Here is a 24,940-nt window from a genome sequence, read left to right on the forward strand (position 1 = left end):
AGATAAAAAGGGTAAAAGTTGCATTTTTAGCCCTGGAGCGGCGGGTAAGTGATCACAAATAAATAACATTTTCCGCAAAGTCGGTTGACAGCAGACAACAGATGAAAATAAATGTCTATACAACCCATGACAAGTGGAAAGCCCATGCAGCAGATTCATCCTGACGATGTGATATGGCGAAATGCGCGACTGGCTACGATGGCGCCGGACGTCCGTGCGCCCTATGGACTGAAAGATCAACACGCCCTGGTTATACGGGGTCAAACTATCCTTGCCGTAATCCCTGAATCTGACATTCCGGCCGGACACACTCACTGTGTCGATCTTCAGGGTCGTCTGGTCACCCCGGGCCTGATTGACTGCCATACCCACCTGGTGTTTGGCGGCGATCGCGCGGCGGAGTGGGAGCAGCGTCTGAACGGTGTCTCTTATCAAACCATCAGCGCCCAGGGGGGCGGGATTAACGCGACCGTGACGGCGACGCGCAGCAGTTCACCCGAAACCCTGCTTAAGCTGGCACAGCAGCGGCTTCAGCGTCTGATAAATGAAGGCGTGACCACGATTGAAATCAAATCGGGATACGGCCTCAACGCCGAGGCCGAAGAGAAAATGCTGCAGGTCGCACGCCAGCTGAGCCTCAATAATCCGATCGATATCAGCCCAACGCTGCTGGCGGCCCACGCCGTTCCGCCGGAATACCGACAGGATCCGGATGCCTACCTCACGCTGGTCTGCGATCAGATATTGCCCACGCTGTGGCAAAAAGAGTTGTTTGAAGCTGTCGACGTGTTCTGTGAAAACGTCGGCTTTACCCCGTCGCAAACCGAGCGCCTCTTCAAGGCGGCGACCGCGCTCGGTATTCCGGTGAAAGGGCACGTCGAGCAGCTGTCGAATCAGGGCGGTGCGGCGCTGGTCAGCCGGTATAAAGGACGCTCAGCCGATCATATCGAATATCTCGACGACGCAGGCGTTCAGGCGATGGCGCAAAGCGGCACGGTGGCGGTCCTGTTGCCGGGCGCGTTCTATTTTCTGCAGGAGCGTCAGCGTCCACCGGTGGAACAGCTCAGAAAACACGGCGTGCCAATGGCGGTCGCCACCGACTATAACCCCGGTACCAGCCCGTTTGCCAGCCTGCACCTGGCGATGAACATGGCCTGCGTCCAGTTTGGCCTGACGCCCGAGGAAGCCTGGGCTGGCGTCACGCGCCATGCCGCGCAGGCGCTGGGCCGCGGGGAAACCCACGGACAGCTGCGGGCCGGGTTTGTCGCCGATTTCATCGTCTGGGATGCTCACGATCCGGTAGAGATGGTCTACGAGCCGGGACGCAATCCGCTGTATCAACGTATATTCCGTGGGGAGGCAGTATGAGGTTATGGCGGCCCGTCGCCGAAACGGTCTGGCAGGGGCGCGACGACAGCGCCGAGGCCAGCAACGCAACGCGCATTTTCCAGACGATACGGCAGCAGGGGGCGTTCACGCCGCTGGCATCCGGCATTGCGATGATAGGCTTTGAATGTGATGCAGGGGTAAAACGTAATCAGGGCAGGCCCGGCGCCGTGCAGGCGCCTGATGTGCTGCGTAAGGCGCTGGCAAATATGGCAAGCCATCTGGGACACGAGCGGCTGGCGGATATGGGGTCGGTTTACGTTGAAGGTGACGAGCTGGAAGCGGCACAGCAGGCGTTAAGCGATGCCGTGACGTCATGCCAGCGGTCCGGGATGCGCACGCTGGTCTTTGGCGGCGGACACGAAACCGCGTGGGCGCACGGTCGCGGCGTGCTGGACGCCTTTCCGAACGAGCGGGTTGTGATTATCAACCTGGATGCCCATCTCGATCTGCGCAAGGCCGACCGGGCGACGTCCGGCACGCCGTTTCGCCAGCTGGCGCACTACTGCGCTGAGCGCGGGCGGGCATTTCAGTACGCCTGTTTTGGCGTGAGCCGGGCGGCGAACACGCAGGCGCTGTGGGATGAGGCTGAACGCCTGAACGTCACGCTGGTGGAGGATCTCCATTTCAGGCGCGATGCGCTATCCGCGCTGGAAAAGGTGCTGGCCCAGGCCGATCGCGTCTACCTGACAATCGATCTGGACGTCCTGCCCGCCAGCGAAATGCCCGCCGTTTCCGCTCCGGCTGCGTTAGGCATACCGGCACTGGATCTCCTCCCCGTTATCGAACAAATCTGCCGTAGCGGTAAGCTACAGGCCGCCGATCTGGTAGAGTTTAACCCGCAGTTCGATCGGGACGGGCAGGGCGCAAAGCTTGCCGCCCGTCTGGCCTGGCAAATTGCTCACTGGTGGGCATAACACTATTCAAGGAGTCACGATGTTTTCACGCTCACCCCTGCCGCCGTCGAGCCCTCCCGCGCCTTTCTACGAAAAGGTGAAGCAGGCGATCAGCGAAAAAATCGCCACCGGCGTCTGGCGGCCGCACGACCGCATTCCCTCGGAGGCCGAACTGGTGGCGCAGTTTGGCTTTAGCCGGATGACCATCAACCGGGCGCTGCGCGAGCTGACCGACGAAGGGCTTCTGGTGCGCCTGCAGGGCGTCGGGACGTTTGTGGCGGAGCCGAAAGGGCAGTCCGCCCTGTTTGAAATCCGCAGCATTGCGGACGAGATTGCCGCGCGTAATCATCAGCACCGCTGTGAGGTGCTGGTGCTCGAAGAGACCCAGGCCAGCGCCGAGCAGGCGGTAGAGCTGAACGTCAAAGAGGGCAGCCGCATCTTCCACTCCGTGATGGTCCATTTCGAAAACGACATTCCGGTGCAGATTGAGGATCGCTGCGTGAACGCTGAACGGATACCGGACTATCTGAACCAGGATTACACCCAGACCACGCCGCATGCCTATCTCTCGCTCGTCGCACCGCTGACGGAAGGGGAGCACATTGTGGAAGCCGTGCGCGCCACGCCGCAGGAGTGCGAACGGCTGCGCATTAAAGAGCACGACCCGTGCCTGCTGATCCGCCGTCGAACCTGGTCCTCATCGCACATCGTGTCACATGCCCGGCTGCTTTTCCCGGGGAACCGTTACCGGCTGCAGGGCCACTTTATGTCATAAGTTTTATAAGCGTGATCGCTAACGCAATATAACAAAATTGTATCTTTTTTGTTAAATCTGACCTTGTGTGTGCTTGTCTATACAAGTATATCTAAATGCATCATCTGTCCCGTATAGGAGCACACAATGTCGTCAGGTAAATACCGCCAGCAGGACGTCCGCGCCGCGCGCGGCACCACCCTTACCGCCAAAAGCTGGCTCACCGAAGCCCCGCTGCGCATGTTGATGAACAACCTTGATCCTGAGGTGGCGGAAAACCCCCACGAGCTGGTGGTCTACGGCGGCATTGGCCGCGCCGCGCGCAACTGGGAATGCTATGACGCCATTGTTAAGGCACTGACCGAACTCGAAAACGACGAAACCCTGCTGGTGCAGTCCGGCAAGCCGGTTGGCGTGTTTAAAACCCACAAAAACGCCCCGCGCGTGCTGATCGCCAACTCTAACCTCGTGCCGCACTGGGCCACCTGGGAACACTTCAACGAACTCGACGCGAAAGGGCTGGCGATGTACGGCCAGATGACCGCCGGGAGCTGGATCTACATCGGCAGCCAGGGGATCGTGCAGGGCACCTACGAAACCTTCGTGGAGGCCGGTCGCCAGCACTACAACGGCTCGCTGAAAGGCCGCTGGGTATTGACCGCCGGTCTGGGCGGGATGGGCGGCGCGCAGCCACTGGCCGCCACGCTGGCCGGCGCGTGCTCGCTGAACATTGAGTGCCAGCAGAGCCGCATTGATTTCCGACTGCGCACCCGTTACGTCGACGAACAGGCCGAGAATCTCGATGACGCGCTGGCGCGCATCAAAAAATACACGTCCGAAGGCAAAGCGGTGTCGATTGCCCTGTGCGGCAACGCGGCGGACATTCTTCCTGAACTCGTTGCCCGCGGCGTGCGCCCGGATCTGGTCACCGACCAGACCAGCGCCCATGACCCGCTGCACGGCTACCTGCCAAAAGGCTGGTCGTGGGAAGACTATCAGCAAAAAGCGGAAACCGATCCGGAAGGCACGGTGCTTGCCGCGAAACGCGCCATGGCGGAACACGTCTCCGCGATGCTGGCCTTCAGCCAGATGGGCATTCCGACCTTTGACTACGGCAACAACATCCGCCAGATGGCGAAAGAGATGGGCGTGAGTAACGCCTTCGACTTCCCGGGCTTCGTCCCGGCCTATATCCGCCCGCTGTTCTGCCGCGGCATCGGACCGTTCCGCTGGGTTGCCCTGTCCGGCGACCCGGAGGACATCTACAAGACCGACGCCAAAGTGAAGGAGATCGTCGCCGATGACGAACACCTGCACCACTGGCTGGACATGGCCCGCGAGCGCATTAACTTCCAGGGCCTGCCGGCGCGTATCTGCTGGGTAGGGCTGGAGTGGCGTCAAAAACTGGGCCTCGCCTTTAACGAAATGGTGCGCAGCGGTGAAGTTTCCGCGCCGATCGTCATCGGCCGCGACCACCTGGACTCCGGCTCCGTCGCCAGCCCGAACCGCGAAACCGAAGCCATGCGCGACGGCTCGGACGCGGTCTCCGACTGGCCATTGCTGAACGCCCTGCTCAACACCGCCAGCGGCGCGACCTGGGTGTCGCTGCACCACGGCGGCGGCGTGGGAATGGGCTTCTCCCAGCATTCCGGGATGGTCATCGTCTGCGACGGTACCGATGAAGCCGCCGCGCGTATCGCTCGCGTGCTCCACAACGACCCGGCCACTGGCGTGATGCGTCACGCGGATGCGGGTTACGAGATTGCCATTGACTGTGCCAAAGAGCAGGGACTTAACCTGCCGATGATCCCTGCCACACAAGGAAAGCATGAATGAACGCGTTAACACTCACTCCCGGCTCACTGACGCTCAAGCAGCTGCGTAACGTCTGGCGTCAGCCGGTCACCCTGTCGCTTGATGAAAGCGCCCACGCCGCCATTAACGACAGCGTGGCCTGCGTTGAAGCCATCGTTGCCGAAGGGCGCACGGCTTACGGGATTAATACCGGCTTTGGGCTGCTGGCGCAGACCCGCATCGCGACGCACGATCTGGAAAATCTGCAGCGTTCGCTGGTGCTGTCGCACGCGGCGGGCGTCGGTCAGCCGCTTGACGATGAGATTGTCCGTCTGATGATGGTGCTCAAAATCAACAGCCTGGCGCGCGGTTTCTCCGGTATTCGCCTGAGCGTGATTCAGGCGCTGATGGCGCTGGTTAATGCGGAGGTCTATCCGTGGATCCCGGCGAAGGGCTCCGTCGGTGCCTCCGGCGATCTCGCGCCGCTGGCGCACATGTCGCTGCTGCTGCTGGGCGAAGGCAAAGCGCGCTGGCAGGGCGAGTGGCTTCCTGCGAAAGAGGCGCTGAAAAAAGCCGGCTTAACGCCGATCACGCTGGCGGCGAAAGAGGGGCTGGCGTTGCTGAACGGTACCCAGGCATCGACCGCCTTCGCGCTGCGCGGCCTGTTTGAAGCGGAAGATCTGTTTGCCTCGGCGGTGGTGTGCGGTGCGCTGACCACCGAAGCGGTGCTGGGCTCGCGTCGCCCGTTCGATGCCCGCATCCACGAGGTGCGCGGTCAGCGGGGACAGATTGATGCCGCCGCGATGTACCGTCACGTGCTTACCGACACCAGCGAGATCGCGGAGTCACACCACAACTGTGAGAAGGTGCAGGATCCGTATTCCCTGCGCTGCCAGCCGCAGGTGATGGGCGCGTGCCTGACGCAGCTGCGCCAGGCGGCGGAGGTGCTGCTGGTGGAGGCCAACGCGGTGTCCGATAACCCGCTGGTGTTCGCCCAGGAAAACGAGGTGGTCTCCGGCGGTAATTTCCACGCCGAGCCGGTGGCAATGGCGGCGGATAATATCGCGCTGGCGATTGCCGAAGTCGGCGCGTTGTCCGAGCGCCGCATCGCGCTGATGATGGATAAACATATGTCCCAGCTGCCACCGTTCCTGGTGCGTAACGGCGGGGTCAACTCGGGCTTTATGATTGCCCAGGTGACCGCAGCCGCGCTGGCAAGTGAGAACAAGGCGCTGTCGCACCCGCACAGCGTGGACAGCCTGCCAACGTCTGCAAACCAGGAAGATCACGTTTCGATGGCACCGGCTGCCGGGCGTCGTCTGTGGGAGATGGCCTCCAACACCCGCGGCGTGCTGGCGGTGGAATGGCTGGCGGCAAGTCAGGGTATCGATCTGCGTGAAGGGCTTAAATCCAGCCCGCTGCTGGAGCAGGCGCGCCAGGTGCTGCGCGAGCACGTCACGCATTACGATGATGACCGCTTCTTTGCCCCGGATATTGATAAGGCGATGCAGCTTCTGGAAGAAGGGCGGCTGGCGGGGCTGCTACCTTCGGTGCTGTGATTTTTTTGCCCGGTGGCGCTGCGCTTACCGGGCCTACGAGTACGAAATCCAGGCCGGGTAAGGCGTAGCCGCCACCCGGCTTTTTTTACGAATACATCGCCGTTATCGACGCGCTCCCCAGGGAATGGAAATGCACGTTAAACCCGACCATCGCGCCGCTCGCGCCTTCATCGACCTCAATTCTCTCCACGTCCAGCGCGTGCACCGTGAAGATATAGCGGTGAGTTTCCCCTTTTGGCGGCGCCGCGCCGCCGTAGCCCGCTTTACCGAAGTCAGTACGCGTCTGAATGGCACCTTCAGGCAGGGCAACCAGGTCTGAACCGGAACCCTGCGGCAGCACGCGCGTGTCGGCAGGCAGGTTCGCCACGATCCAGTGCCACCATCCGGAACCGGTTGGCGCATCCGGGTCATAGCAGGTCACGACAAAGCTTTTGGTGCCTGCCGGAACCTCGTCCCACGCCAGGTGCGGGGAGATGTTATCGCCCTGATACCCCATGCCGTTGAAAACGTGCCGTTCCGGCAGCTTTTCACCGTCGCGCAGATCTTTACTGATGATTTTCATACGGTTTACCCTCGTTGATCGCTCGTTCAGCAAGTGTAATGCATTGGGTTAAATCGTGAAATGCGCGGGAATGTTAACGGCTGTTACAACCGCGTCGGTTAGTTTTCGAAGCTGCTCTGGCGTGATGCTGTACGGCGGCATCAGATAGATAAGCTTGCCGAAAGGCCGGACCCACACGCCCTGGTCCACGAAGAAGCGCTGCAGCGCCGCCATATTCACCGGATGGGTGGTTTCAATCACCCCGATGGCGCCCAGCACGCGCACGTCCGCCACGAAATTCGCGCCCGAGGCGGCGCTCAATTCCGCTTTCAGCTGCGCTTCTATCGCCGCAACCTGCGTCTGCCACTCGCCGCTCTCCAGAATCGCAAGGCTTTCACTCGCCACGGCGCAGGCCAGCGGGTTACCCATAAACGTCGGGCCGTGCATAAAGCAGCCGGCTTCACCGTCGCTGATGGTGTCGGCCACCTGGCGGGTCGTGAGCGTGGCGGAGAGCGTCATGGTGCCGCCGGTCAGCGCTTTACCGAGGCATAGAATATCCGGGGCGATACCCGCATGTTCGCAGGCAAACAGCTTGCCGGTGCGGCCAAAGCCGGTGGCGATCTCATCGGCAATCAGCAGAATGCCCTCGCGGTCGCACATCCTGCGAATACGCTTCAGCCATTCCGGGTGGTACATCCGCATTCCGCCCGCGCCCTGCACGATCGGTTCAAGAATGACGGCAGCAATATCGTGACGATGCGCCGCCATCAGTCGGGCGAAGCCGACCATGTCCATCTCGTTCCACTCGCCGTCGAAGCGGCTCTGCGGCGCAGGGGCGAACAGGTTTTCCGGCAGATACCCCTTCCACAGGCTGTGCATGGAGTTGTCCGGATCGCACACCGACATCGCTCCGAAGGTATCCCCGTGATAGCCGTTGCGGAAGGTGAGGAAACGCTGGCGCGCTTCGCCTTTAGCGTGCCAGTACTGCAGCGCCATTTTCATCGCCACTTCCACCGCCACGGAGCCGGAATCCGCCAGGAAGACGCACTCCAGCGAGTCAGGCGTCATCGCCACCAGGCGACGGCATAAATCCACCGCAGGCTGATGGGTGATCCCGCCAAACATCACGTGCGACATCTGGTCAATCTGCGTCTTCATCGCCGCGTTCAGGCGCGGGTGGTTATACCCGTGAATGGCCGCCCACCAGGAGGACATCCCGTCAACGAGCTGTTCGCCGCTGGCGAGATGTAGCTCGCAGCCGTGGGCCGAGGCCACCGGATAGACGGGAAGGGGGCGGGTGGTGGAGGTGTAAGGGTGCCAGATATGCTGCTTGTCGAAGGCGAGATCGTCCTGGGTCATAATCGACTTGTAAACCATTTTGAAAAGTTTTAGGTTTACGAGTATAAACCGAACCGAAAATTAACAAAACCCTTTGGAGAAGCCCGATGGCTCACCACGCACGCTGGACGATGTCGCAAGTTACTGAATTATTCAACAAACCTTTCCTTGAGCTGATGTTCGAAGCCCAACAGGTGCATCGTCAGCACTTCGATCCCCGCCATGTTCAGGTCAGCACGCTGCTGTCGATCAAGACCGGCGCGTGCCCCGAAGACTGCAAATACTGCCCGCAGAGCGCGCGCTACAAAACCGGCCTGGAGTCAGAGCGCCTGATGGAGGTCGAGCAGGTCCTCGACTCCGCGCGCAAGGCCAAAAACGCCGGTTCAACCCGCTTCTGCATGGGCGCGGCGTGGAAGAACCCGCACGATCGCGACATGCCGTACCTGGAGCAGATGGTGAAGGGCGTGAAGGAGATGGGCCTCGAAGCCTGCATGACCCTCGGCACGCTCAACGAGGAGCAGGCGCAGCGCCTCTCGGCGGCGGGGCTGGACTACTACAACCACAACCTCGACACCTCGCCGGAATTTTACGGCAACATCATCACCACGCGTACCTACCAGGAGCGTCTGGATACGCTGGATAAAGTGCGTGACGCGGGGATCAAGGTCTGCTCCGGCGGCATCGTGGGCTTAGGCGAGACGGTGAAAGACCGCGCGGGCCTGCTGCTGCAGCTGGCGAACCTGCCGACCCCGCCGGAAAGCGTGCCGATCAACATGCTGGTGAAGGTCAAGGGCACGCCGCTGGCGGATAACGAGGACGTGGATGCGTTTGATTTTATCCGCACCATCGCGGTGGCGCGCATCATGATGCCAACGTCTTACGTTCGCCTCTCTGCGGGCCGCGAGCAGATGAACGAGCAGACTCAGGCGATGTGCTTTATGGCCGGGGCCAACTCCATCTTCTACGGCTGCAAGCTGCTGACCACGCCGAACCCGGAAGAGGACAAAGACGTTCAGCTGTTCCGCAAGCTGGGGCTGAACCCGCACCAGACCGAGGTGCTGACGGGCGATAACGAGCAACAGCAGCAGCTGGAGCAGCAGATTTTTAACGCCGACACCGACCAGTTCTACAACGCGGCAGCCGTATGACCTGGCAGGCACGTATCAACTCTGCGCTCGACGACCGTCGGGCGGCAGAGGCAATTCGCGTTCGCAGGGTGGTGGAAAACGGCGCGGGCCGTTTTCTTACCCGTGAAGGCCAGCAGTTCTGCAATTTCTCCAGCAACGACTATCTCGGGCTGAGCCAGCATCCGGCCATTATCCGCGCCTGGCAGCAGGGCGCGGAGCGGTTTGGCGTGGGCAGCGGCGGATCGGGACACGTCAGCGGATACACCACGGCGCATCAGGCGCTGGAAGAGGCGCTTGCCGACTGGCTGGGCTACCCGCGCGCGCTGCTGTTTATCTCTGGGTTTGCCGCCAACCAGGCGGTCATCACGGCCCTGATGGGCAAGGACGATCGCATTGTCGCCGATCGCTTAAGCCACGCCTCCCTGCTGGAGGCGGCAAATTTAAGCCCGGCGCAGCTGCGGCGTTTTGCCCATAACGATGCGGGGCAGCTTGCTGCGCTGCTGGATAAACCCTGCGACGGACAACAGCTGGCGGTCACGGAAGGGGTGTTCAGCATGGACGGCGACAGCGCGCCGCTTGCCGCGCTGCACGAGGCCGCAAAGCGGCAAAACGCCTGGCTGCTGGTGGACGATGCCCACGGCACTGGCGTGATGGGCGACGAAGGGCGCGGGAGCGCATACCAGCAAAACGTGAAGCCGGAACTGCTGATTGTCACCTTCGGCAAAGGCTTTGGCGTCAGCGGCGCCGCCGTGCTGTGCAGCGAATCCGTCGCCGACTATCTGCTGCAGTTTGCCCGCCACCTGATTTACAGCACCAGCATGCCTCCGGCGCAGGCCGTAGCGCTGTCGGCGTCGCTGGCTGTCATCCGCAGCGCAGAAGGGGAGGAGCGTCGCCAGCGGCTGGCAGAGCATATCTCCCGCTTCCGTCAGGGACTCGCGGCGCTGCCTTTCCACAGTCCCGATTCGCAGAGCGCTATTCAGCCGGTGATTGTCGGTGAAAACGGCCGCGCGCTGGCACTGGCACAGGCGCTGCGCCAGCGGGGCATGTGGGTCACGGCCATCCGCCCGCCCACCGTCCCACCGGGCACGGCGCGGCTGCGCTTAACCCTGACGGCGGCGCATGAAGCACAGGATATTGAGACGTTGCTGGAGGCGCTCCATGATGCCGGTGAATAAGCAGGCCATCGCTGCCGCATTTGGCCGCGCCGCGCAGAGCTATTCGCAGCATGATGAGCTGCAGCGTCTGAGCGCGCAGGGGCTTCTGGCCGCCCTTGGCGAGAACGGTTTTCCACAGGTGCTGGACGCCGGCTGTGGTCCCGGCAGCAACAGCCGCTACTGGCGCGGGGCGGGAAGCCAGGTGACGGCTATCGATCTCTCAGCCCGGATGCTGGAAGAGGCACGCCAGCGGCAGGCGGCAGATCGTTATCTGCTGGCCGATATCGAGGCGATCCCGCTGGCGGACGCGCAGTTCGATCTGGTCTGGAGCCATCTGGCGGTTCAGTGGTGCAGCAGCCTGCCGCAGGCCCTGCGCGAGCTTTATCGCGTGGCGCGGCCGGGCGGGAAGGTGGCCTTTACCACCCTGCTGGAAAGTTCGCTGCCGGAGCTGAATCAGGCCTGGAAAGCGGTGGATGAACAGCCGCACGCTAACCGGTTTTTATCGTATGAGCAGGTGACGCAGGCGCTGGCAGGCTGGCGCTATCGCAGCACGGTGCAGACCATCACGCTCAATTTTAGCGATGCGTTCAGCGCCATGCGTTCGCTGAAGGGTATCGGCGCCACGCACCTGCATACCGGACGCGAGAAAAAACCGCTTACCCGGGGTCAACTGCAGCGCCTTGAGCTGGCCTGGCCGCAGCAGCGGGGGCATTTCCCGCTCTCCTATCAACTTTTTCATGGGGTTATCGAACGTGACTGAACGTTATTTTGTCACCGGCACGGACACAGAAGTGGGCAAAACGGTTGCCAGCACGGCATTGCTGCAGGCGGCACGGCTGCTCGGGAAAAACACCGCCGGGTATAAGCCCGTGGCGTCCGGCAGCGAGATGACGGCGGAAGGGTTACGCAACACCGACGCGCTGGCGCTCCAGCGTAACAGCACGCGTGAACTCGCCTATTCTGCAGTGAATCCGTACACCTTTGCCGAACCGACCTCGCCGCACATTGTCAGCGCTGACGAAGGTCGTCCGATTGATTTTGCCGTGCTGTCTGCCGGACTGCGGACGCTGGAAAATCAGGCCGACTGGGTGCTGGTGGAAGGGGCCGGTGGCTGGTTTACGCCGCTTTCAGACACGCAGACGTTTGCTGACTGGGTGCAGGCCGAGCAGCTTCCGGTCATTCTTGTCGTCGGCGTCAAGCTGGGCTGCATCAATCACGCCATGTTGACCGCACAGGCCGTCCAGCAGGCCGGGCTGCGTCTTGCGGGCTGGATAGCCAACGACGTGGTTGCGCCGGGTAAACGCCATCAGGCGTATCTGGCGACGCTCAGGCGCGTCCTTCCCGCGCCGTGCCTCGGGGAAATTCCCTGGCTGGCTGACGGCGCGGAAAATGCCGAAATCGGACGTTATCTCGATCTCAGCGTTTTGCTTCCCGCGACATCCAGTGAGCGATAAGCTCGTCATCCAGTTCGTTAACGTGGCCCTGCGCCACGTTACGCCCGCGATAGAGCAGACAGAAACGGTCCGCCACCCGGCGGATAAACGACAGCTGCTGCTCCGCTAACAGCACCGTCATCCCTAACTCCCGGTTTAAGCGCCCCAGCAGCTGCACCAGCTTCTGGGCAACGCTGTGCCCCGCGCCGTGCAGCGGTTCATCCAGGATCAGCAGGTGAGGGCGGTTCACCAGCGCATTAGCCAGCGCCAGCTGATACTGGTCGTCCGGAGAGAGCGTGTTGGCGCGGGTTCGTCGCAAGGCATAGAGCGCCGGGAACAGGTCGTAAACGTCATTTTTCGCCTCCGGGTTCGGTTTCCCCGTCGCCCGCATGGCGATATGCAGGTTCTCCTCAATCGTGAGCTGGGAGAAGATCCGCCTGTCCTGCGAGACATAGCCTATTCCCGGCCCGGAACGCTGTTCTGGCGGCGGGTTGAGCAAATCGCGCGGCGGCGCGCCCGCCTCATACCAGATGATGCTGCCGCTTTCGACAGGCACTTTCCCGGCGATGCAGTTCATGAGGGTGGTTTTCCCCATCCCCGGCAGGCCAACGACGCCTGTACACATCCCTTGCGGAAAATCTAAATCCACATTCCATAGCGTATGTTGACTTCCGTAAAACTGATTCACTGCACGCAGGCTCAACATCTTTCTCTCCTTAAAAATGTGTGTAGGTGTGGCTCGTTGTTAAACTGCAAAACCCCTGCCATAAAGCGGAAAGTGATTAAAAAAGCGTCTTTTTTAGGAATAAGTCACAGAAGCGCGGGGGATAAAAAGGGGGATTGCACATCGACGGTGCCGACGGTGTTGAGTTGTGGTGCAGAGCCAGAAATGATGGAAATGTGAGCAAGATCTCGTCAGTTGGTTATGAATGACGCGACTGTTAATCAGCAAAAAAGAGCTATAAAAATTTTTTGCTGCCGCCTCGTGGGAAAATCCGGGAATTTGCAGAGCGCCAGTCTGTATGGGCTGGAAGCAGTTATCCACTATTCCTGTGGATAACCATGTGTATTAGAGTTAGAAAACACGCGATAAGCGAGAGAAGACGCGGCTTACGCCCAAATTGACGCGAAACGCGGCTTTAGAAAATATCGTTTATTTTTTAATTGGTTAGATAAAATCAATTCCCGTCATGAAAGTGTCACCCGTTGCCATAAAACTATCATTACCTGGCTTGACAAATGTTAAAAAAGAAAAAGTTCTGGGGATAACCTGACCTGACTGGTGTTTTATGTTGCCACTGTCCAAATTTTGGCCGCTATCGCGCTAATCATTCAGGCGCTATGCTAAATATCCTGACATGCTACTGGTTTTTCATCCAGTGTTTTTTACTGGCATTCCTGGCAACAAGGAGTAAAATTATTCACCTGCCGCTTATAACGTCATCAGGTTGTCGCCCATGAGTAAACCGTTCAAATTGAATTCTGCTTTCCGTCCGTCTGGCGATCAGCCTGAAGCGATCCGTCGTCTGGAAGAGGGGCTGGAGGATGGGCTGGCGCACCAGACGCTGCTCGGGGTTACCGGCTCGGGTAAAACCTTTACCATTGCCAACGTGATTGCGGATCTCCAGCGCCCTACGATGGTGCTGGCGCCCAACAAAACCCTGGCGGCGCAGCTTTACGGCGAGATGAAAGAGTTCTTCCCGGAAAACGCCGTTGAGTATTTCGTCTCCTACTACGATTACTACCAGCCAGAAGCCTATGTGCCGAGCTCTGATACCTTCATCGAGAAAGATGCGTCGGTGAACGAACACATTGAGCAGATGCGACTGTCGGCCACTAAGGCGCTGCTGGAGCGTCGCGATGTGGTTGTGGTGGCCTCTGTTTCGGCGATTTACGGCCTGGGCGATCCGGATCTCTATCTCAAGATGATGCTGCACCTGACGCAGGGGATGATTATCGACCAGCGCGCGATTTTGCGCCGCCTGGCGGAGCTGCAGTACACCCGCAACGACCAGGCCTTCCAGCGTGGTACGTTCCGCGTGCGCGGCGAAGTGATCGACATCTTCCCGGCGGAATCGGACGATATGGCGCTGCGCGTTGAGCTGTTTGACGAGGAGGTCGAACGCCTGTCGCTCTTCGACCCGCTGACCGGACACGTTGAGTCAGTGATCCAGCGCTTCACCATCTACCCGAAAACGCACTACGTGACGCCGCGCGAGCGTATCGTGCAGGCGATGGAAGAGATCAAAGTGGAGCTGGCCGAGCGCCGCAAAGTGCTGCTGGCGAACAATAAGCTGCTGGAAGAGCAGCGCCTCAGCCAGCGTACCCAGTTCGACCTGGAGATGATGAACGAGCTGGGCTACTGCTCCGGCATCGAAAACTACTCCCGCTTCCTCTCCGGGCGCGGGCCGGGCGAGCCGCCGCCGACGCTGTTTGATTACCTGCCAGCAGACGGTTTGCTGGTGATCGACGAATCCCACGTCACGATCCCGCAGATCGGCGGGATGTACCGCGGCGACCGGGCGCGTAAAGAAACGCTGGTGGAGTACGGATTCCGCCTGCCGTCAGCGCTGGATAACCGTCCGATGAAGTTTGAAGAGTTTGAGGCGCTGGCGCCGCAAACCATCTACGTCTCTGCCACGCCGGGCAACTACGAGCTGGAAAAATCGGGCGATGAGGTGGTTGACCAGGTAGTGCGTCCGACCGGGCTTCTGGACCCGATTATCGAGGTGCGTCCGGTGGCGACGCAGGTAGACGACCTGCTCTCTGAGATCCGCGCCCGTTCCGCCATTAACGAGCGCGTGCTGGTGACCACGCTCACCAAGCGTATGGCGGAAGACCTGACCGAGTATCTCGAAGAGCACGGCGAGAAGGTGCGTTATCTGCACTCGGATATCGATACCGTGGAGCGCATGGAGATTATCCGCGACCTGCGTCTGGGCGAGTTTGACGTGCTGGTGGGGATTAACCTGCTTCGGGAAGGTCTGGATATGCCGGAAGTCTCGCTGGTGGCGATTCTGGACGCGGATAAAGAGGGCTTCCTGCGTTCCGAGCGTTCGCTGATTCAGACCATCGGCCGCGCCGCGCGTAACGTCAACGGTAAAGCGATTCTGTACGGCGACAAAATCACCCCGTCGATGGCGAAAGCGATCGGTGAGACGGAGCGCCGCCGCGAGAAACAGCAGCGCTACAACGAAGAGCACGGCATTACCCCGCAGGGGCTGAACAAGAAGGTGGTGGATATTCTGGCGCTGGGCCAGAACATTGCCAAAACCAAAGCGAAAGGCCGCGGCAAGGCGCGTTCAGTGGTGGAAGAAGATACCGTCGTGCTGACGCCGAAAGCGCTGCAGCAGAAGATCCACGAGTTGGAAGGGCAGATGATGCAGCACGCGCAGAACCTGGAGTTCGAAGAGGCGGCGCAGATCCGCGACCAGCTTCATCAGCTGCGGGATCTGTTTATCGCGGCATCGTGAGTTTTTTGCCCGGTGACGCTGCGCTTACCGGGCCTACAGGTTTAGCGTCTTTTGTCACCCCGGTAAGCGCAGCGCCACCGGGGTTTTTGTTAACCCAACGCCTGAATTGCTTTCTCCAGCGCCTCGCGCAGCAGGTGGCGGTCGTGACGATATTTAATATCGCTGGCTTCCAGCGGCTCCTGCACCACCACGCGATCGCCAATCCCTGTCACATCCACTTTTGGCCCAACCACGACACCGTCGATAATTTTCTTACCGACGTACTGCTCCATCAGGTCGAGCTTGTCCGCCAGCGACAGGCTCGCCGCGGCCGGACTCAGCTCACGCCCTAAATTGCCGATGTAGACCATCGGCGCCGGGGTGCGGCGCAGTGCCTGCGCCAGCTCTTTCACCAGCAGGATCGGCATCAGGCTGGTGTAAAAGCTGCCCGGGCCGATCAGAATTAAATCCGCATCGCCAATTGCTTCTACGGCTTCACGCGTCGCCGGCACGCTCGGGTAAGTCATCAGCTCTTTGGGCGGCAGCAGAAGCTGGTCAATGTTCACCTCGCCGTACACTTCATGCCCTTCGGCGTCGATGGCCATCAAGTCAACCGGTTGTTCAGACATGGGGATCAGGAATGCGTCCACTTTGAGCAGGTTACGGATCAGATTGATGGCTTCAAGAGGCCTTACGCTCAGGTGATCCAGCGCCTTTAACATCAGATTTCCGAGGTTATGCCCGGAAAGTTCGCCATTGCCGCCAAAACGGTACTCAAACATCGCCGATGCGACGCTCGGCTCGGTAATTAACTGGTTCAGGCAGTTGCGCATATCGCCCCAGGCAATACCGCCTTCGGCACGTCTGATTCGCCCGGTTGAGCCGCCGTTATCGGTGGTGGTCACTATCCCTGTCAGCCTTGAGCCGAGTGACGACAAAGAGGACATGACGCGGCCCAGGCCGTGGCCTCCGCCAAGAGCGACCACTCGGTCAAGATCCGCAAAAGTGCGATTGCGCATACGTATTCCTTATCACGTTCGATCGCGTAACAGTAACCTAACTACCCCTAAAAGACGATGCCTCACCCGAAGCAAAATGACGTATATCAATGTGAAAGTGCAGTTTTTAGGTATTCTGTAGCGAAAATGCAGGATTGATTCGCTATATACGTAATTATATAGCGAAAAGCGATAATGGCGCTGTCAGACTTTCCGCGCTACTATCGCCTTAACCACGTTTTCAACACTGAAAACATACACTCTAGCCCTTGTGCCTGTGTCGAAAGATATGGCGCTCTGGCCGTGGCGAATTTGCCACCAGGGTACAGAAAGAAATGACTGTGCCTCCCGTATCTGGAAAGGTGTACATGGCTTCACAACTTACTGATGCTTTCGCGCGTAAGTTTTACTACTTACGTCTGTCGATTACCGATGTGTGCAACTTCCGTTGCACCTACTGCCTGCCCGATGGCTACAAGCCGGGCAGCGTCACCAATAACGGCTTTCTCTCCGTGGATGAAGTGCGCCGCGTCACGCGCGCCTTCTCTGAGCTCGGCACTGAAAAAGTGCGTCTGACCGGCGGTGAACCCTCTCTGCGCCGTGATTTCCCGGACATCATTGCTGCCGTGCGTGAAAACGACCGCATTCGTCAGATTGCCGTGACCACCAACGGTTACCGCATGGCGCGCGACGTGGCCACCTGGCGCGATGCGGGCTTAACCGCCATTAACGTCAGCGTGGACAGTCTCGACGCCCGCCAGTTTCACGCCATTACCGGCCAGGATAAATTCCGCCAGGTGATGGACGGCATCGACGCGGCGTTCAGCGCCGGGTTCGAGAAGGTCAAAGTCAATACGGTGCTGATGCGCGACGTCAACCACCATCAGCTGGACACCTTTCTCGCCTGGATCAAATCCCGCCCCATTCAGCTGCGCTTTATTGAGCTGATGGAAACCGGCGAGGGCAGCGAGCTGTTCCGCCGTCATCACATCTCCGGCATGGTCCTGCGCGACGCGCTGCTGAAACGCGGCTGGATCCACCAGATCCGCCAGCGCAGCGACGGCCCGGCGCAGGTCTTCTGCCATCCTGATTACGAAGGCGAGATCGGGCTTATCATGCCTTACGAGAAAGACTTCTGCGCCAGCTGCAACCGCCTGCGCGTCTCTTCCGTCGGCAAGCTGCACCTGTGCCTGTTCGGGGACGGCGGCGTGGACCTGCGCGATCTGCTGGCAGACGATGCCCAGCAGGAGGCGCTTGAAGCGCGCATTTCTGAAGCGCTGACGCATAAAAAACAGACCCACTTCCTGCATCAGGGCAATACCGGCATTACTCAGAACCTGTCTTACATCGGCGGGTAATCAGGCTTAAGAAGGAATCAGAAGATGAGTCAGGTAAGCGCAGAATTTATCCCGACACGCATTGCTATCCTTACCGTTTCCGATCGCCGTGGCGAAGAGGATGATACCTCCGGCCACTGGCTGCGCGAGGTGGCCCATGACGCGGGACATCACATCGTCGATAAAGCGATCGTGAAGGAGAACCGCTACGCCATTCGCGCGCAGGTCTCTCAGTGGATCGCCAGCGATGAGGTGCAGGTGGTGCTGATCACCGGCGGCACCGGCTTTACCGCGGGCGATCAGGCGCCTGAAGCGCTGCTCCCGCTGTTCGACCGCGAGGTGGAAGGCTTCGGCGAAGTGTTCCGCATGCTCTCCTTTGAAGAGATTGGCACCTCCACGCTGCAGTCGCGCGCCGTTGCCGGGGTGGCGAACAACACCCTGATTTTCGCCATGCCGGGCTCGACCAAAGCCTGCCGCACCGCGTGGGAAAACATCATCGCCCCGCAGCTGGATGCCCGCACCCGTCCGTGTAATTTCCATCCCCATTTAAAGAAATAAGCTATGTCACAACTGACCCACATTAACGCCGCTGGCGAAGCGCATATGGTGGACGTCTCCGCCAAAGCGGAAACGGTGCGCGAGGCGCGCGCCGAAGCGTTCGTCACCATGCTGCCGGAAACGCTGGCGATGATCATCGACGGCAGCCATCACAAGGGTGATGTCTTTGCGACCGCCCGCATCGCCGGTATTCAGGCCGCCAAGCGCACCTGGGACTTAATTCCGCTGTGCCATCCGCTGATGCTGAGCAAGGTGGAAGTGAACCTTCAGGCGCAGCCGGAGCAGAGCCGCGTGCGCATTGAATCGCTGTGCCGCTTAACCGGCAAAACCGGCGTGGAGATGGAGGCGCTGACGGCAGCGTCCGTGACCGCGCTGACCATCTACGACATGTGCAAAGCGGTGCAGAAAGACATGGTGATTGGCCCGGTTCGCCTGCTGGCAAAAAGCGGCGGCAAATCCGGAGATTTTAAGGTGGACAGCCATGATTAAGGTGCTCTTTTTTGCGCAGGTGCGCGAGCTGGTGAATACCGACAGCCTGACGCTGGATGCGTCTTTTGAAAACGTTGCGGCTCTGCGTGCGCATCTGGCGGCACAGAGCGACCGCTGGGCGCTGGCGCTCGACGAAGGCAAGCTGCTGGCCGCCGTTAACCAGACGCTGGTGGAGCTTACCCATCCGCTGAAGGCCGGGGATGAAGTGGCCTTCTTCCCGCCGGTCACAGGGGGCTAATATGAGTGAAACCCGCATTCTGGTTGGCCCTGAGCGTTTTAACGTGGGGACAGAATACAGCTGGCTGGCGGAACGCGACGAAGACGGTGCGGTCGTGACCTTTACCGGCAAAGTGCGCAATCACAACCTCGGTGACAGCGTGAAGGCGCTGACGCTGGAGCACTATCCCGGCATGACCGAGAAATCGCTGGCGGAGATAGTGGACGAGGCGCGAGGCCGCTGGCCGCTCGGACGCGTCACGGTGATTCACCGCATCGGCGAGATGTGGCCCGGCGAGGAGATTGTCTTTGTCGGGGTGACCAGCGCGCACCGCGGCAGCGCGTTTGCGGCAGGGGAGTTCATTATGGATTACCTCAAAACCAGAGCGCCGTTCTGGAAGCGCGAAGCCACGCCGGAAGGCGATCGCTGGGTAGAATCTCGCGACAGCGATAAACAGGCCGCCAGCCGTTGGTAGTCGGTTTACGTGGATGTGTTACTCTTAACGTGTGTGTCTACTTAATCTTAATCAGGAGTGAATCATGGACCGATTTCCGCGTTCCGATTCAATAGTGCAGCAGACCCGTAGCGGCCTGCAGACGTATATGGCTCAGGTGTACGGCTGGATGACGGTTGGCCTGCTGCTTACCGCGTTTATCGCGTGGTATGCGGCGAATACGCCGGAGCTGATGATGTTTATCTTCTCCAGCAAAATCACCTTCTTTGGGCTGATCATCGCGCAGCTGGCGCTGGTATTTGTGCTTTCGGGTCTGGTGCACAAGCTAAGTGCCGGCATGGCAACGACCCTGTTTATGCTCTATTCGGCGCTAACGGGGCTGACGCTTTCCAGCATCTTTATCGTTTACACCTACTCATCCATCGCCAGCACCTTCGTGGTCACCGGCGGGATGTTTGGCGCGATGAGCCTGTACGGCTACACCACGAAGCGCGATCTGAGCGGTTTCGGCAGCATGCTGTTTATGGGGCTGATCGGGATTGTGCTGGCGTCACTGGTGAACCTGTGGCTCAAGAGCGACGCGCTGATGTGGGCCGTGACCTATATCGGGGTGGTGCTCTTCGTCGGGTTGACGGCCTATGACACGCAGAAGCTGAAAAACATCGGCGAGCAGATCGACGTGCGCGACAGTTCCAACCTGCGCAAATACGCGATTCTGGGCGCGCTGACGCTCTATCTGGACTTCATCAACCTGTTCCTGATGCTGCTGCGGATTTTAGGCAACCGTCGCTAAGGTTGCTTTGCCGGGTGGCGGCTTCGCCTTGCCCGTCCTGCGAAGCGCGAACCGTAGGTCGGGTAAGGCGAAGCCGCCACCCGACTTATTCACTTCGCTAGCATCCTCTCATTCTTCGCCCGCAGCTTTTTCGCCCGACTTTCCAGCACCAGATAGCAGACCGTTGCCAGCGCCAGCGGCAGGAAGTAATACAGCATGCGGTACGCCAGCAGGGCGGCGATAATCGTTCCCTGAGAAACATGCTCCCCGGCCAGCAGGGCAATAAACACCGCCTCCAGCACGCCGATCCCCGCCGGAATGTGCACAATCACCCCGGCAATGCTGCTCACCAGCAGCACGCCCAGCACGAAGAAGTAATTGACGTCCTCGCCAATCAGCAGCCAGATAATCGCCCCCATGGCCATCCAGTTGGCGCTGGAGACCGCCATCTGCAGCACCGCAAACTTCCACGAGGGCAGGACCAGCTTTTGCCCTTTGATGGTCATATGGCGGCGCTTTGCAAACGCGCAGGCCCAGAGATAAACGGCGATAATCAGCAGCAGCACGATGCCCAGAATGCGCAGCGTGGCCTCGTCGATATACCAGTGCGCGGGCAGCTGCACGACGCCGATGGTGAAGATCACCCCGCCGAGCAGGATATAGCCCAGCCAGTTGGTGGTAATGCTCAGGGAAAAAATACGCGTGATGGTCCCGCCCGGCAGGCCGAGCCGCGAGTAGAGGCGATAGCGCATGCCAATGCCCCCGACCCAGGTGCTCAGCGTCAGGTTAAAGGCGTAGCAGATAAACGACACCAGCATCACCTGACGTTTGGCCAGCTTGTGGCCGCAGTAGGCACGACCCAGCAGATCATAGCAGCCGTACATCAGGTAGCTCACGATAACCAGCCCCGTCGCGCCCAGCAGCACCATCCGGTTATAGTTGCGGATGACTTTCCACACCTCTTCCCAGTCCACTTTCTGCGCGTAGACCACCAGCAGCACCGCGACGGCAATAAAGAATACCCAGGTGAGGATCTTTTTTGCCAGACGCCAGCGTGGATGCGATTTTGACATCAGGGTTTGCCTCCGTCTTCCGCTTCAATGCGGTCCTGGGTTTCCATTTCGGGTTGTACCGGCGGGTCCACCTGCGCCAGCTTCGGCGTATGCGCCGGCAGCCAGCCGACCATCGCCGGGAAATGCCGCAGGAAGTGGAACACCACCACGCTGATGCCCAGGTTCCACCAGGTGCGTTTGGGAACCATAGACTCATCCACGCGCACGCAGTCGTTAACGATCAACGCCTGCAGGTTATCCCGCAGGGTCTGGTTAAACTGGCGGTCGTGAATGATCAGGTTGGCTTCAAGATTCAGCGACAGGCTCAGCGGATCGAGGTTGCTGGAGCCTACGGTGGCCCAGTGATCGTCCATCAGCGCGACTTTGCCGTGCAGCGGTCGACGACGATATTCGTAGATCTGGACGCCGCCCTTCACCAGGTAGTTGTACAGCAGCCGCGCCCCGACTTTGACGATCGGCATATCCGGCTCGCCCTGGACAATCAGCTTCACGCGCACGCCGCGTCGGGCGGCATTGCGCATGGCATGCAGCAGTCGATAGCCCGGGAAAAAGTAGGCGTTGGCGATGATCACTTCGCGCTTGGCGTTGGCCAGCATCTTGAGATAGTGACGTTCAATGTCGTCCCGGTGCTCGCCGTTGTCGCGCCAGACGAAAAGCGCCTGCGCTTCGCCGGGCTTCCGGTTCTCTTCCGGGCGATGGCGGCGTCGCCACCAGCGGCGAACGGCCTCTTTCCCCGGCAGGTTCTCCAGCTCAAACAGCAAGATATCCTGCACTACCGGGCCTTCAATGCGAATGGCGTAATCCTGCTTCGCTTCCGGGCCGTAGTCGGACATATGTTCCGCCGAGTAGTTAATGCCGCCGACAAACGCCACCGTCTCATCCACCACCACAATTTTGCGGTGCATTCGGCGGAAAAGGTTGGTCCGCATGCCGAACAGGCGAGGGCCGGGATCGTAGTAGCGGAATACCACGCCTGCGGCGGTCAGTTCATTGACGAACGCATCGCTGAGGTCCGGCGAGCCGTAGCCATCCAGCAGAACTTCAATTTTGACGCCGCGCTGTGCGGCGCGCAGGAGCACGCTGTGCAGCTGCTTGCCGACGTTGTCTTCGAACCAGATAAAGGTTTCGAGGATCACTTTCTGCTGGGCGTTATCAATTGCCTTAAACACGGCCGGGTAATACTCGTCCCCGTTGACCAGCAGCGTGATCCGGTTGCCTTCCTGCCAGGAACATTTCATAAGTGGATCTCCGCGCTGAGCGGGGCATGGTCGGAAAGATGCCGCCAGTTGAGAAGCGCCAGGGCGGTCGGGCTGCTGGCGTGGGCATTTTTAACGTAGATGCGGTCAAGCCGCAGCAGCGGGAAACGGACCGGGAACGTGCGCGCAGGCCTGCCGTTCGCCCGGGTGAAGATCTCCTCCAGCCCGGCATCCACCTTCAACGGATGGTTTGCCCGCTGGCGCCAGTCGTTGAAATCGCCTGCCACGACAACAGGTTCACCGTCAGGCAGCGCGTTGGCCCATTCGGCCAGCATTTTCAGCTGCGCCTGACGATGGGCTTCGCGCAGGCCCAGATGAACGCAGCCGACGTGGATGGGCAGCTCAAGGTCGGGCGGGGTAATGCGGCAGTAGAGCAGGCCGCGTTTTTCGCTCTCCCCGACGGAAACGTCGCGGTTTTCATAATGTTCAATGGGATAACGCGACAGCACCGCGTTGCCGTGATGACCTTCAGGATAGACCGCGTTGCGGCCGTAGGCGTAATCGCTCCACATGGTGTCGGCCAGAAATTCATAGTGCGGCGTGTCGGGCCAGTTCTCAAAGTGAAGCGGATGTACTTCGTGTGCGCCCATCACCTCCTGCAGGCAGACAATATCCGCGCTGACGGTGCGCACCGCGTCGCGCAGCTCCGGTAAAATGAAGCGGCGGTTAAATGCTGTGAAGCCCTTATGAATGTTTATCGTCAGCACTTTAAGCGAGAAATGCTGCATTTTTTTCGTCATAAGCTCCTTCCTGAGTGACTATCCCGATGAAAATAAAGTGTAGTCGTCGTCACAAAAAGATGCGGCGTTACGGAATTTTCCGTAAAGTGCGGTAGTCTGATTAAGCAGAGAAAAATCCTTCAGGAGAGAAGCCATGAAGTGGCAACAACGTGTTCGTGTCGCAACTGGCCTGAGTTGCTGGCAGATAATGTTGCATTTACTGGTCGTGGCCGTACTGGTGATGGGCTGGATGAGCGGCACGCTGGTACGTGTTGGCCTGGGGCTATGCGTCCTTTACGGCGTCACCGTGCTGTCGATGCTGTTCTTGCAGCGCCACCATGACGCGCGCTGGCGCGAGGTGGGTGACGTGCTCGAAGAGCTCACCACCACCTGGTACTTTGGTGCGGCGATGATTGTTCTGTGGCTGCTGTCACGCGTGCTGCAAAACAACCTGCTGCTGGCCCTGGCGGGTCTGGCCATCCTCGCAGGGCCTGCGGTGGTCTCGTTGCTGACCAAAGAGAAAAAGCTACGCGATGTTGCGTCTAAACATCGCATAGGCCACTGAGCCTGTCGTGGCCGCGATGACCAGTAGCGGCCACAAACTTCCCCAGACAATATCCAGACTCGCATCCTTCAGATAGATCTGCTTGGTGATATCCGTAAAGTGGCGTATCGGGTTTATCCACGTCAGATCCTGGAGCCACACCGGCATATTCTCAACCGGCGAGACGTACCCGGAGAGCAGGATCGCGGGCATCATAAAGACGAATACCCCGATAAACGCCTGCTGCTGCGTCGAGCAGAGTGCGGAGATCAGCAGCCCAAACCCCACCAGCGACAGCCCGTAAATCACCATCGTGAAGTAAAACAGCGCCAGCGATCCGGCGAACGGGATCTGGTAGGCCCAAATTCCCACCCCCAGCACGATGGTGGCCTGGAAGGTGGCGACAATTAGCGCCGGCACCGCTTTGCCGACGAAAATTTGCCAGGTGGCGAGCGGAGAGACCAGCAGCTGATCCAGCGTGCCCTGTTCGCGCTCGCGGGCGACGGAGAGAGAGGTCACAATCATCACCCCGATGGTGGTGATCATGGCGATCAGCGACGGCACCACAAACCACTTGTAGTCCAGATTCGGGTTATACCAGTTGCGCACCACCAGTTCGCTGTTGTTGGGCTTCGGTTTGCCGTCCATCAGCTCCTGCTGGTAATCCTTCACCACCTGCTGGAGGTAGTTGGCCGCAATCTGGGCGCTGTTGGAGTTACGCCCGTCGAGGATCAGCTGCATCGGCGCGGTCTGGAAGGTATCCAGATTGCGGGAGAAATCCGCCGGGAAGCGCACCAGCAGCAGCGCTTTTTGCGTGTCGATGGTGGGCTGAATGTCCTGCGGGCTTTTCAGCAGCAGGATGTGGGTAAAGGCTTTCGCACGCGCAAAGCGCTGCGTCAGCTCGACGGAGTGTTTGCCGTTGTCTTCGTTGTAAATGGCAATGGTGGCGTTGGTCACCTCAAGGGTGGCGGCAAACGGGAACAGTAAAACCTGGATCAGCACCGGCAACACCAGAATGGCGCGGGTTTGCGGCTCGCGCAGCAGGGATTGCAGCTCTTTGCGTATTAACGTCCATAAACGGTGAAACAT

The 24,940-nt window shown here is 59.8% G+C and carries 25 protein-coding genes and 1 riboswitch; of the genes, 17 read left to right on the forward strand and 8 right to left on the reverse strand.

What is annotated here, in order from left to right; genetic code table 11:
• Positions 1–144 precede the first annotated feature (144 nt).
• The 5 genes from hutI (at position 145) to hutH (ending at position 6,389) form a co-directional block, all read left to right on the forward strand.
• Positions 145–1,368: an imidazolonepropionase gene (gene hutI, locus AA74_RS0116985; protein WP_025912856.1), complete on the forward strand. Its 1,224-nt coding sequence runs from the start codon at positions 145–147 to the stop codon at positions 1,366–1,368.
• Positions 1,365–2,303 (forward strand): formimidoylglutamase, encoded by a 939-nt coding sequence (hutG, locus tag AA74_RS0116990; RefSeq protein WP_025912857.1) that lies wholly within the window; start codon positions 1,365–1,367, stop codon positions 2,301–2,303. The genes hutI and hutG overlap by 4 nt, the downstream gene beginning before the upstream one ends.
• Before the next feature lie 19 nt (positions 2,304–2,322).
• Positions 2,323–3,057 carry a histidine utilization repressor gene (locus tag AA74_RS0116995; RefSeq protein ID WP_023343612.1) on the forward strand — a complete coding sequence of 245 codons (735 nt, stop codon included), beginning with the start codon at positions 2,323–2,325 and terminating at the stop codon, positions 3,055–3,057.
• A 126-nt stretch (positions 3,058–3,183) separates the two neighbouring features.
• Positions 3,184–4,872, forward strand: a complete 1,689-nt coding sequence (hutU, locus tag AA74_RS0117000) for a urocanate hydratase (RefSeq protein WP_021241001.1) — start codon at positions 3,184–3,186, stop codon at positions 4,870–4,872.
• A complete protein-coding gene (hutH, locus tag AA74_RS0117005; protein ID WP_025912858.1) occupies positions 4,869–6,389 on the forward strand; it encodes a histidine ammonia-lyase in 1,521 nt (506 codons plus the stop codon). Before hutU ends, hutH begins: the two co-directional genes overlap by 4 nt.
• 85 nt (positions 6,390–6,474) lie before the next feature.
• Here the strand turns inward: hutH and AA74_RS0117010 are convergent, their stop codons facing one another.
• Both AA74_RS0117010 and bioA read right to left on the reverse strand, forming a co-directional pair.
• Positions 6,475–6,951, reverse strand: coding sequence for a kinase inhibitor (locus AA74_RS0117010; RefSeq protein ID WP_021240999.1), 477 nt, complete (start codon positions 6,949–6,951; stop codon positions 6,475–6,477).
• A gap of 48 nt (positions 6,952–6,999) precedes the next feature.
• Positions 7,000–8,307, reverse strand: coding sequence for an adenosylmethionine--8-amino-7-oxononanoate transaminase (bioA, locus tag AA74_RS0117015; protein WP_032667605.1), 1,308 nt, complete (start codon positions 8,305–8,307; stop codon positions 7,000–7,002).
• A 68-nt stretch (positions 8,308–8,375) separates the two neighbouring features.
• Between bioA and bioB the strand changes: the two genes are divergently transcribed.
• The 4 genes from bioB to bioD are packed head-to-tail and all read left to right on the forward strand — an operon-like array spanning position 8,376 to position 12,003.
• Positions 8,376–9,416, forward strand: a complete 1,041-nt coding sequence (bioB, locus tag AA74_RS0117020; protein WP_008501133.1) for a biotin synthase BioB — start codon at positions 8,376–8,378, stop codon at positions 9,414–9,416.
• A complete protein-coding gene (gene bioF / locus AA74_RS0117025) occupies positions 9,413–10,570 on the forward strand; it encodes an 8-amino-7-oxononanoate synthase (RefSeq protein ID WP_025912860.1) in 1,158 nt (385 codons plus the stop codon). Before bioB ends, bioF begins: the two co-directional genes overlap by 4 nt.
• A complete protein-coding gene (gene bioC / locus AA74_RS0117030) occupies positions 10,554–11,309 on the forward strand; it encodes a malonyl-ACP O-methyltransferase BioC (protein ID WP_025912861.1) in 756 nt (251 codons plus the stop codon). Before bioF ends, bioC begins: the two co-directional genes overlap by 17 nt.
• Positions 11,302–12,003 (forward strand): dethiobiotin synthase, encoded by a 702-nt coding sequence (gene bioD, locus AA74_RS0117035; protein ID WP_021240995.1) that lies wholly within the window; start codon positions 11,302–11,304, stop codon positions 12,001–12,003. The genes bioC and bioD overlap by 8 nt, the downstream gene beginning before the upstream one ends.
• On the opposite strand, the gene AA74_RS0117040 is transcribed toward bioD, so the two are convergent.
• A complete protein-coding gene (locus AA74_RS0117040) occupies positions 11,966–12,688 on the reverse strand; it encodes an ABC transporter ATP-binding protein (protein WP_008501137.1) in 723 nt (240 codons plus the stop codon). The two genes, bioD and AA74_RS0117040, sit on opposite strands and share 38 nt — an antisense overlap.
• A 751-nt stretch (positions 12,689–13,439) precedes the next feature.
• Between AA74_RS0117040 and uvrB the strand changes: the two genes are divergently transcribed.
• The gene (gene uvrB / locus AA74_RS0117045; protein WP_008501138.1) at positions 13,440–15,455 is read left to right on the forward strand and encodes an excinuclease ABC subunit UvrB; all 2,016 of its coding nucleotides are present in this window, start codon (positions 13,440–13,442) and stop codon (positions 15,453–15,455) included.
• An 89-nt stretch (positions 15,456–15,544) separates the two neighbouring features.
• On the opposite strand, the gene yvcK is transcribed toward uvrB, so the two are convergent.
• Entirely contained in the window at positions 15,545–16,453 is a 909-nt protein-coding gene (gene yvcK, locus AA74_RS0117050) for a uridine diphosphate-N-acetylglucosamine-binding protein YvcK (protein WP_008501139.1), read from the reverse strand.
• Between the two features lie 225 nt (positions 16,454–16,678).
• Positions 16,679–16,813: riboswitch (molybdenum cofactor riboswitch) on the forward strand.
• On the opposite strand from yvcK, the gene moaA reads away from it, so the two are divergent.
• The 6 genes from moaA (at position 16,801) to AA74_RS0117080 (ending at position 20,280) form a co-directional block, all read left to right on the forward strand.
• Positions 16,801–17,790, forward strand: a complete 990-nt coding sequence (gene moaA / locus AA74_RS0117055) for a GTP 3',8-cyclase MoaA (protein WP_008501140.1) — start codon at positions 16,801–16,803, stop codon at positions 17,788–17,790. Its footprint overlaps the riboswitch before it by 13 nt.
• 24 nt (positions 17,791–17,814) lie before the next feature.
• Complete coding sequence (gene moaB / locus AA74_RS0117060) at positions 17,815–18,327, forward strand: molybdenum cofactor biosynthesis protein B (protein ID WP_025912862.1); 513 nt, start codon at positions 17,815–17,817, stop codon at positions 18,325–18,327.
• Positions 18,328–18,330: 3 nt separating this feature from the next.
• Positions 18,331–18,816 carry a cyclic pyranopterin monophosphate synthase MoaC gene (moaC, locus tag AA74_RS0117065; RefSeq protein WP_025912863.1) on the forward strand — a complete coding sequence of 162 codons (486 nt, stop codon included), beginning with the start codon at positions 18,331–18,333 and terminating at the stop codon, positions 18,814–18,816.
• Positions 18,809–19,054, forward strand: coding sequence for a molybdopterin synthase sulfur carrier subunit (gene moaD / locus AA74_RS0117070; protein WP_008501143.1), 246 nt, complete (start codon positions 18,809–18,811; stop codon positions 19,052–19,054). The genes moaC and moaD overlap by 8 nt, the downstream gene beginning before the upstream one ends.
• A gap of 1 nt (position 19,055) precedes the next feature.
• Complete coding sequence (gene moaE / locus AA74_RS0117075) at positions 19,056–19,508, forward strand: molybdopterin synthase catalytic subunit MoaE (RefSeq protein ID WP_025912864.1); 453 nt, start codon at positions 19,056–19,058, stop codon at positions 19,506–19,508.
• Between the two features lie 64 nt (positions 19,509–19,572).
• Positions 19,573–20,280, forward strand: a complete 708-nt coding sequence (locus AA74_RS0117080; RefSeq protein ID WP_025912865.1) for a Bax inhibitor-1/YccA family protein — start codon at positions 19,573–19,575, stop codon at positions 20,278–20,280.
• An 89-nt stretch (positions 20,281–20,369) separates the two neighbouring features.
• Here AA74_RS0117080 and AA74_RS0117085 read toward each other — a convergent pair whose 3' ends face one another.
• Genes AA74_RS0117085 through AA74_RS0117095 form a run of 3 tightly spaced genes read right to left on the reverse strand, consistent with a single transcriptional unit; the run spans position 20,370 to position 23,328 of the window.
• A complete protein-coding gene (locus AA74_RS0117085; protein ID WP_008501146.1) occupies positions 20,370–21,332 on the reverse strand; it encodes a YbhN family protein in 963 nt (320 codons plus the stop codon).
• A complete protein-coding gene (clsB, locus tag AA74_RS0117090; protein WP_023343620.1) occupies positions 21,332–22,570 on the reverse strand; it encodes a cardiolipin synthase ClsB in 1,239 nt (412 codons plus the stop codon). The genes AA74_RS0117085 and clsB overlap by 1 nt, the downstream gene beginning before the upstream one ends.
• Positions 22,567–23,328 carry an endonuclease/exonuclease/phosphatase family protein gene (locus AA74_RS0117095; protein ID WP_008501148.1) on the reverse strand — a complete coding sequence of 254 codons (762 nt, stop codon included), beginning with the start codon at positions 23,326–23,328 and terminating at the stop codon, positions 22,567–22,569. The genes clsB and AA74_RS0117095 overlap by 4 nt, the downstream gene beginning before the upstream one ends.
• 133 nt (positions 23,329–23,461) lie before the next feature.
• Here AA74_RS0117095 and AA74_RS0117100 point away from each other — a divergent pair, with 133 nt between their 5' ends.
• On the forward strand, positions 23,462–23,872 hold the full coding sequence (locus AA74_RS0117100; RefSeq protein ID WP_008501149.1) for a YbhQ family protein: 411 nt from the start codon (positions 23,462–23,464) through the stop codon (positions 23,870–23,872).
• Here AA74_RS0117100 and AA74_RS0117105 read toward each other — a convergent pair.
• On the reverse strand, positions 23,834–24,940 hold the full coding sequence (locus AA74_RS0117105; RefSeq protein WP_008501150.1) for an ABC transporter permease: 1,107 nt from the start codon (positions 24,938–24,940) through the stop codon (positions 23,834–23,836). The two genes, AA74_RS0117100 and AA74_RS0117105, sit on opposite strands and share 39 nt — an antisense overlap.

The sequence above is a fragment of the Enterobacter sp. 5-4 genome, from assembly GCF_000612205.1.
GTDB classification, from domain to species: Bacteria; Pseudomonadota; Gammaproteobacteria; order Enterobacterales; family Enterobacteriaceae; genus Enterobacter; species Enterobacter roggenkampii.

Coding starts and splice junctions, on each gene's coding strand:
- hutI (WP_025912856.1), top strand. CDS start 145: ATGCAGCAGATTCATCCTGACGATGTGATATGGCGAAATGCGCGACTG.
- hutG (WP_025912857.1), top strand. CDS start 1,365: ATGAGGTTATGGCGGCCCGTCGCCGAAACGGTCTGGCAGGGGCGCGAC.
- AA74_RS0116995 (WP_023343612.1), top strand. CDS start 2,323: ATGTTTTCACGCTCACCCCTGCCGCCGTCGAGCCCTCCCGCGCCTTTC.
- hutU (WP_021241001.1), top strand. CDS start 3,184: ATGTCGTCAGGTAAATACCGCCAGCAGGACGTCCGCGCCGCGCGCGGC.
- hutH (WP_025912858.1), top strand. CDS start 4,869: ATGAACGCGTTAACACTCACTCCCGGCTCACTGACGCTCAAGCAGCTG.
- AA74_RS0117010 (WP_021240999.1), bottom strand. CDS start 6,951: ATGAAAATCATCAGTAAAGATCTGCGCGACGGTGAAAAGCTGCCGGAA.
- bioA (WP_032667605.1), bottom strand. CDS start 8,307: ATGGTTTACAAGTCGATTATGACCCAGGACGATCTCGCCTTCGACAAG.
- bioB (WP_008501133.1), top strand. CDS start 8,376: ATGGCTCACCACGCACGCTGGACGATGTCGCAAGTTACTGAATTATTC.
- bioF (WP_025912860.1), top strand. CDS start 9,413: ATGACCTGGCAGGCACGTATCAACTCTGCGCTCGACGACCGTCGGGCG.
- bioC (WP_025912861.1), top strand. CDS start 10,554: ATGATGCCGGTGAATAAGCAGGCCATCGCTGCCGCATTTGGCCGCGCC.
- AA74_RS0117040 (WP_008501137.1), bottom strand. CDS start 12,688: ATGTTGAGCCTGCGTGCAGTGAATCAGTTTTACGGAAGTCAACATACG.
- uvrB (WP_008501138.1), top strand. CDS start 13,440: ATGAGTAAACCGTTCAAATTGAATTCTGCTTTCCGTCCGTCTGGCGAT.
- yvcK (WP_008501139.1), bottom strand. CDS start 16,453: ATGCGCAATCGCACTTTTGCGGATCTTGACCGAGTGGTCGCTCTTGGC.
- moaA (WP_008501140.1), top strand. CDS start 16,801: ATGGCTTCACAACTTACTGATGCTTTCGCGCGTAAGTTTTACTACTTA.
- moaB (WP_025912862.1), top strand. CDS start 17,815: ATGAGTCAGGTAAGCGCAGAATTTATCCCGACACGCATTGCTATCCTT.
- moaC (WP_025912863.1), top strand. CDS start 18,331: ATGTCACAACTGACCCACATTAACGCCGCTGGCGAAGCGCATATGGTG.
- moaD (WP_008501143.1), top strand. CDS start 18,809: ATGATTAAGGTGCTCTTTTTTGCGCAGGTGCGCGAGCTGGTGAATACC.
- moaE (WP_025912864.1), top strand. CDS start 19,056: ATGAGTGAAACCCGCATTCTGGTTGGCCCTGAGCGTTTTAACGTGGGG.
- AA74_RS0117080 (WP_025912865.1), top strand. CDS start 19,573: ATGGACCGATTTCCGCGTTCCGATTCAATAGTGCAGCAGACCCGTAGC.
- AA74_RS0117085 (WP_008501146.1), bottom strand. CDS start 21,332: ATGTCAAAATCGCATCCACGCTGGCGTCTGGCAAAAAAGATCCTCACC.
- clsB (WP_023343620.1), bottom strand. CDS start 22,570: ATGAAATGTTCCTGGCAGGAAGGCAACCGGATCACGCTGCTGGTCAAC.
- AA74_RS0117095 (WP_008501148.1), bottom strand. CDS start 23,328: ATGACGAAAAAAATGCAGCATTTCTCGCTTAAAGTGCTGACGATAAAC.
- AA74_RS0117100 (WP_008501149.1), top strand. CDS start 23,462: ATGAAGTGGCAACAACGTGTTCGTGTCGCAACTGGCCTGAGTTGCTGG.
- AA74_RS0117105 (WP_008501150.1), bottom strand. CDS start 24,940: ATGTTTCACCGTTTATGGACGTTAATACGCAAAGAGCTGCAATCCCTG.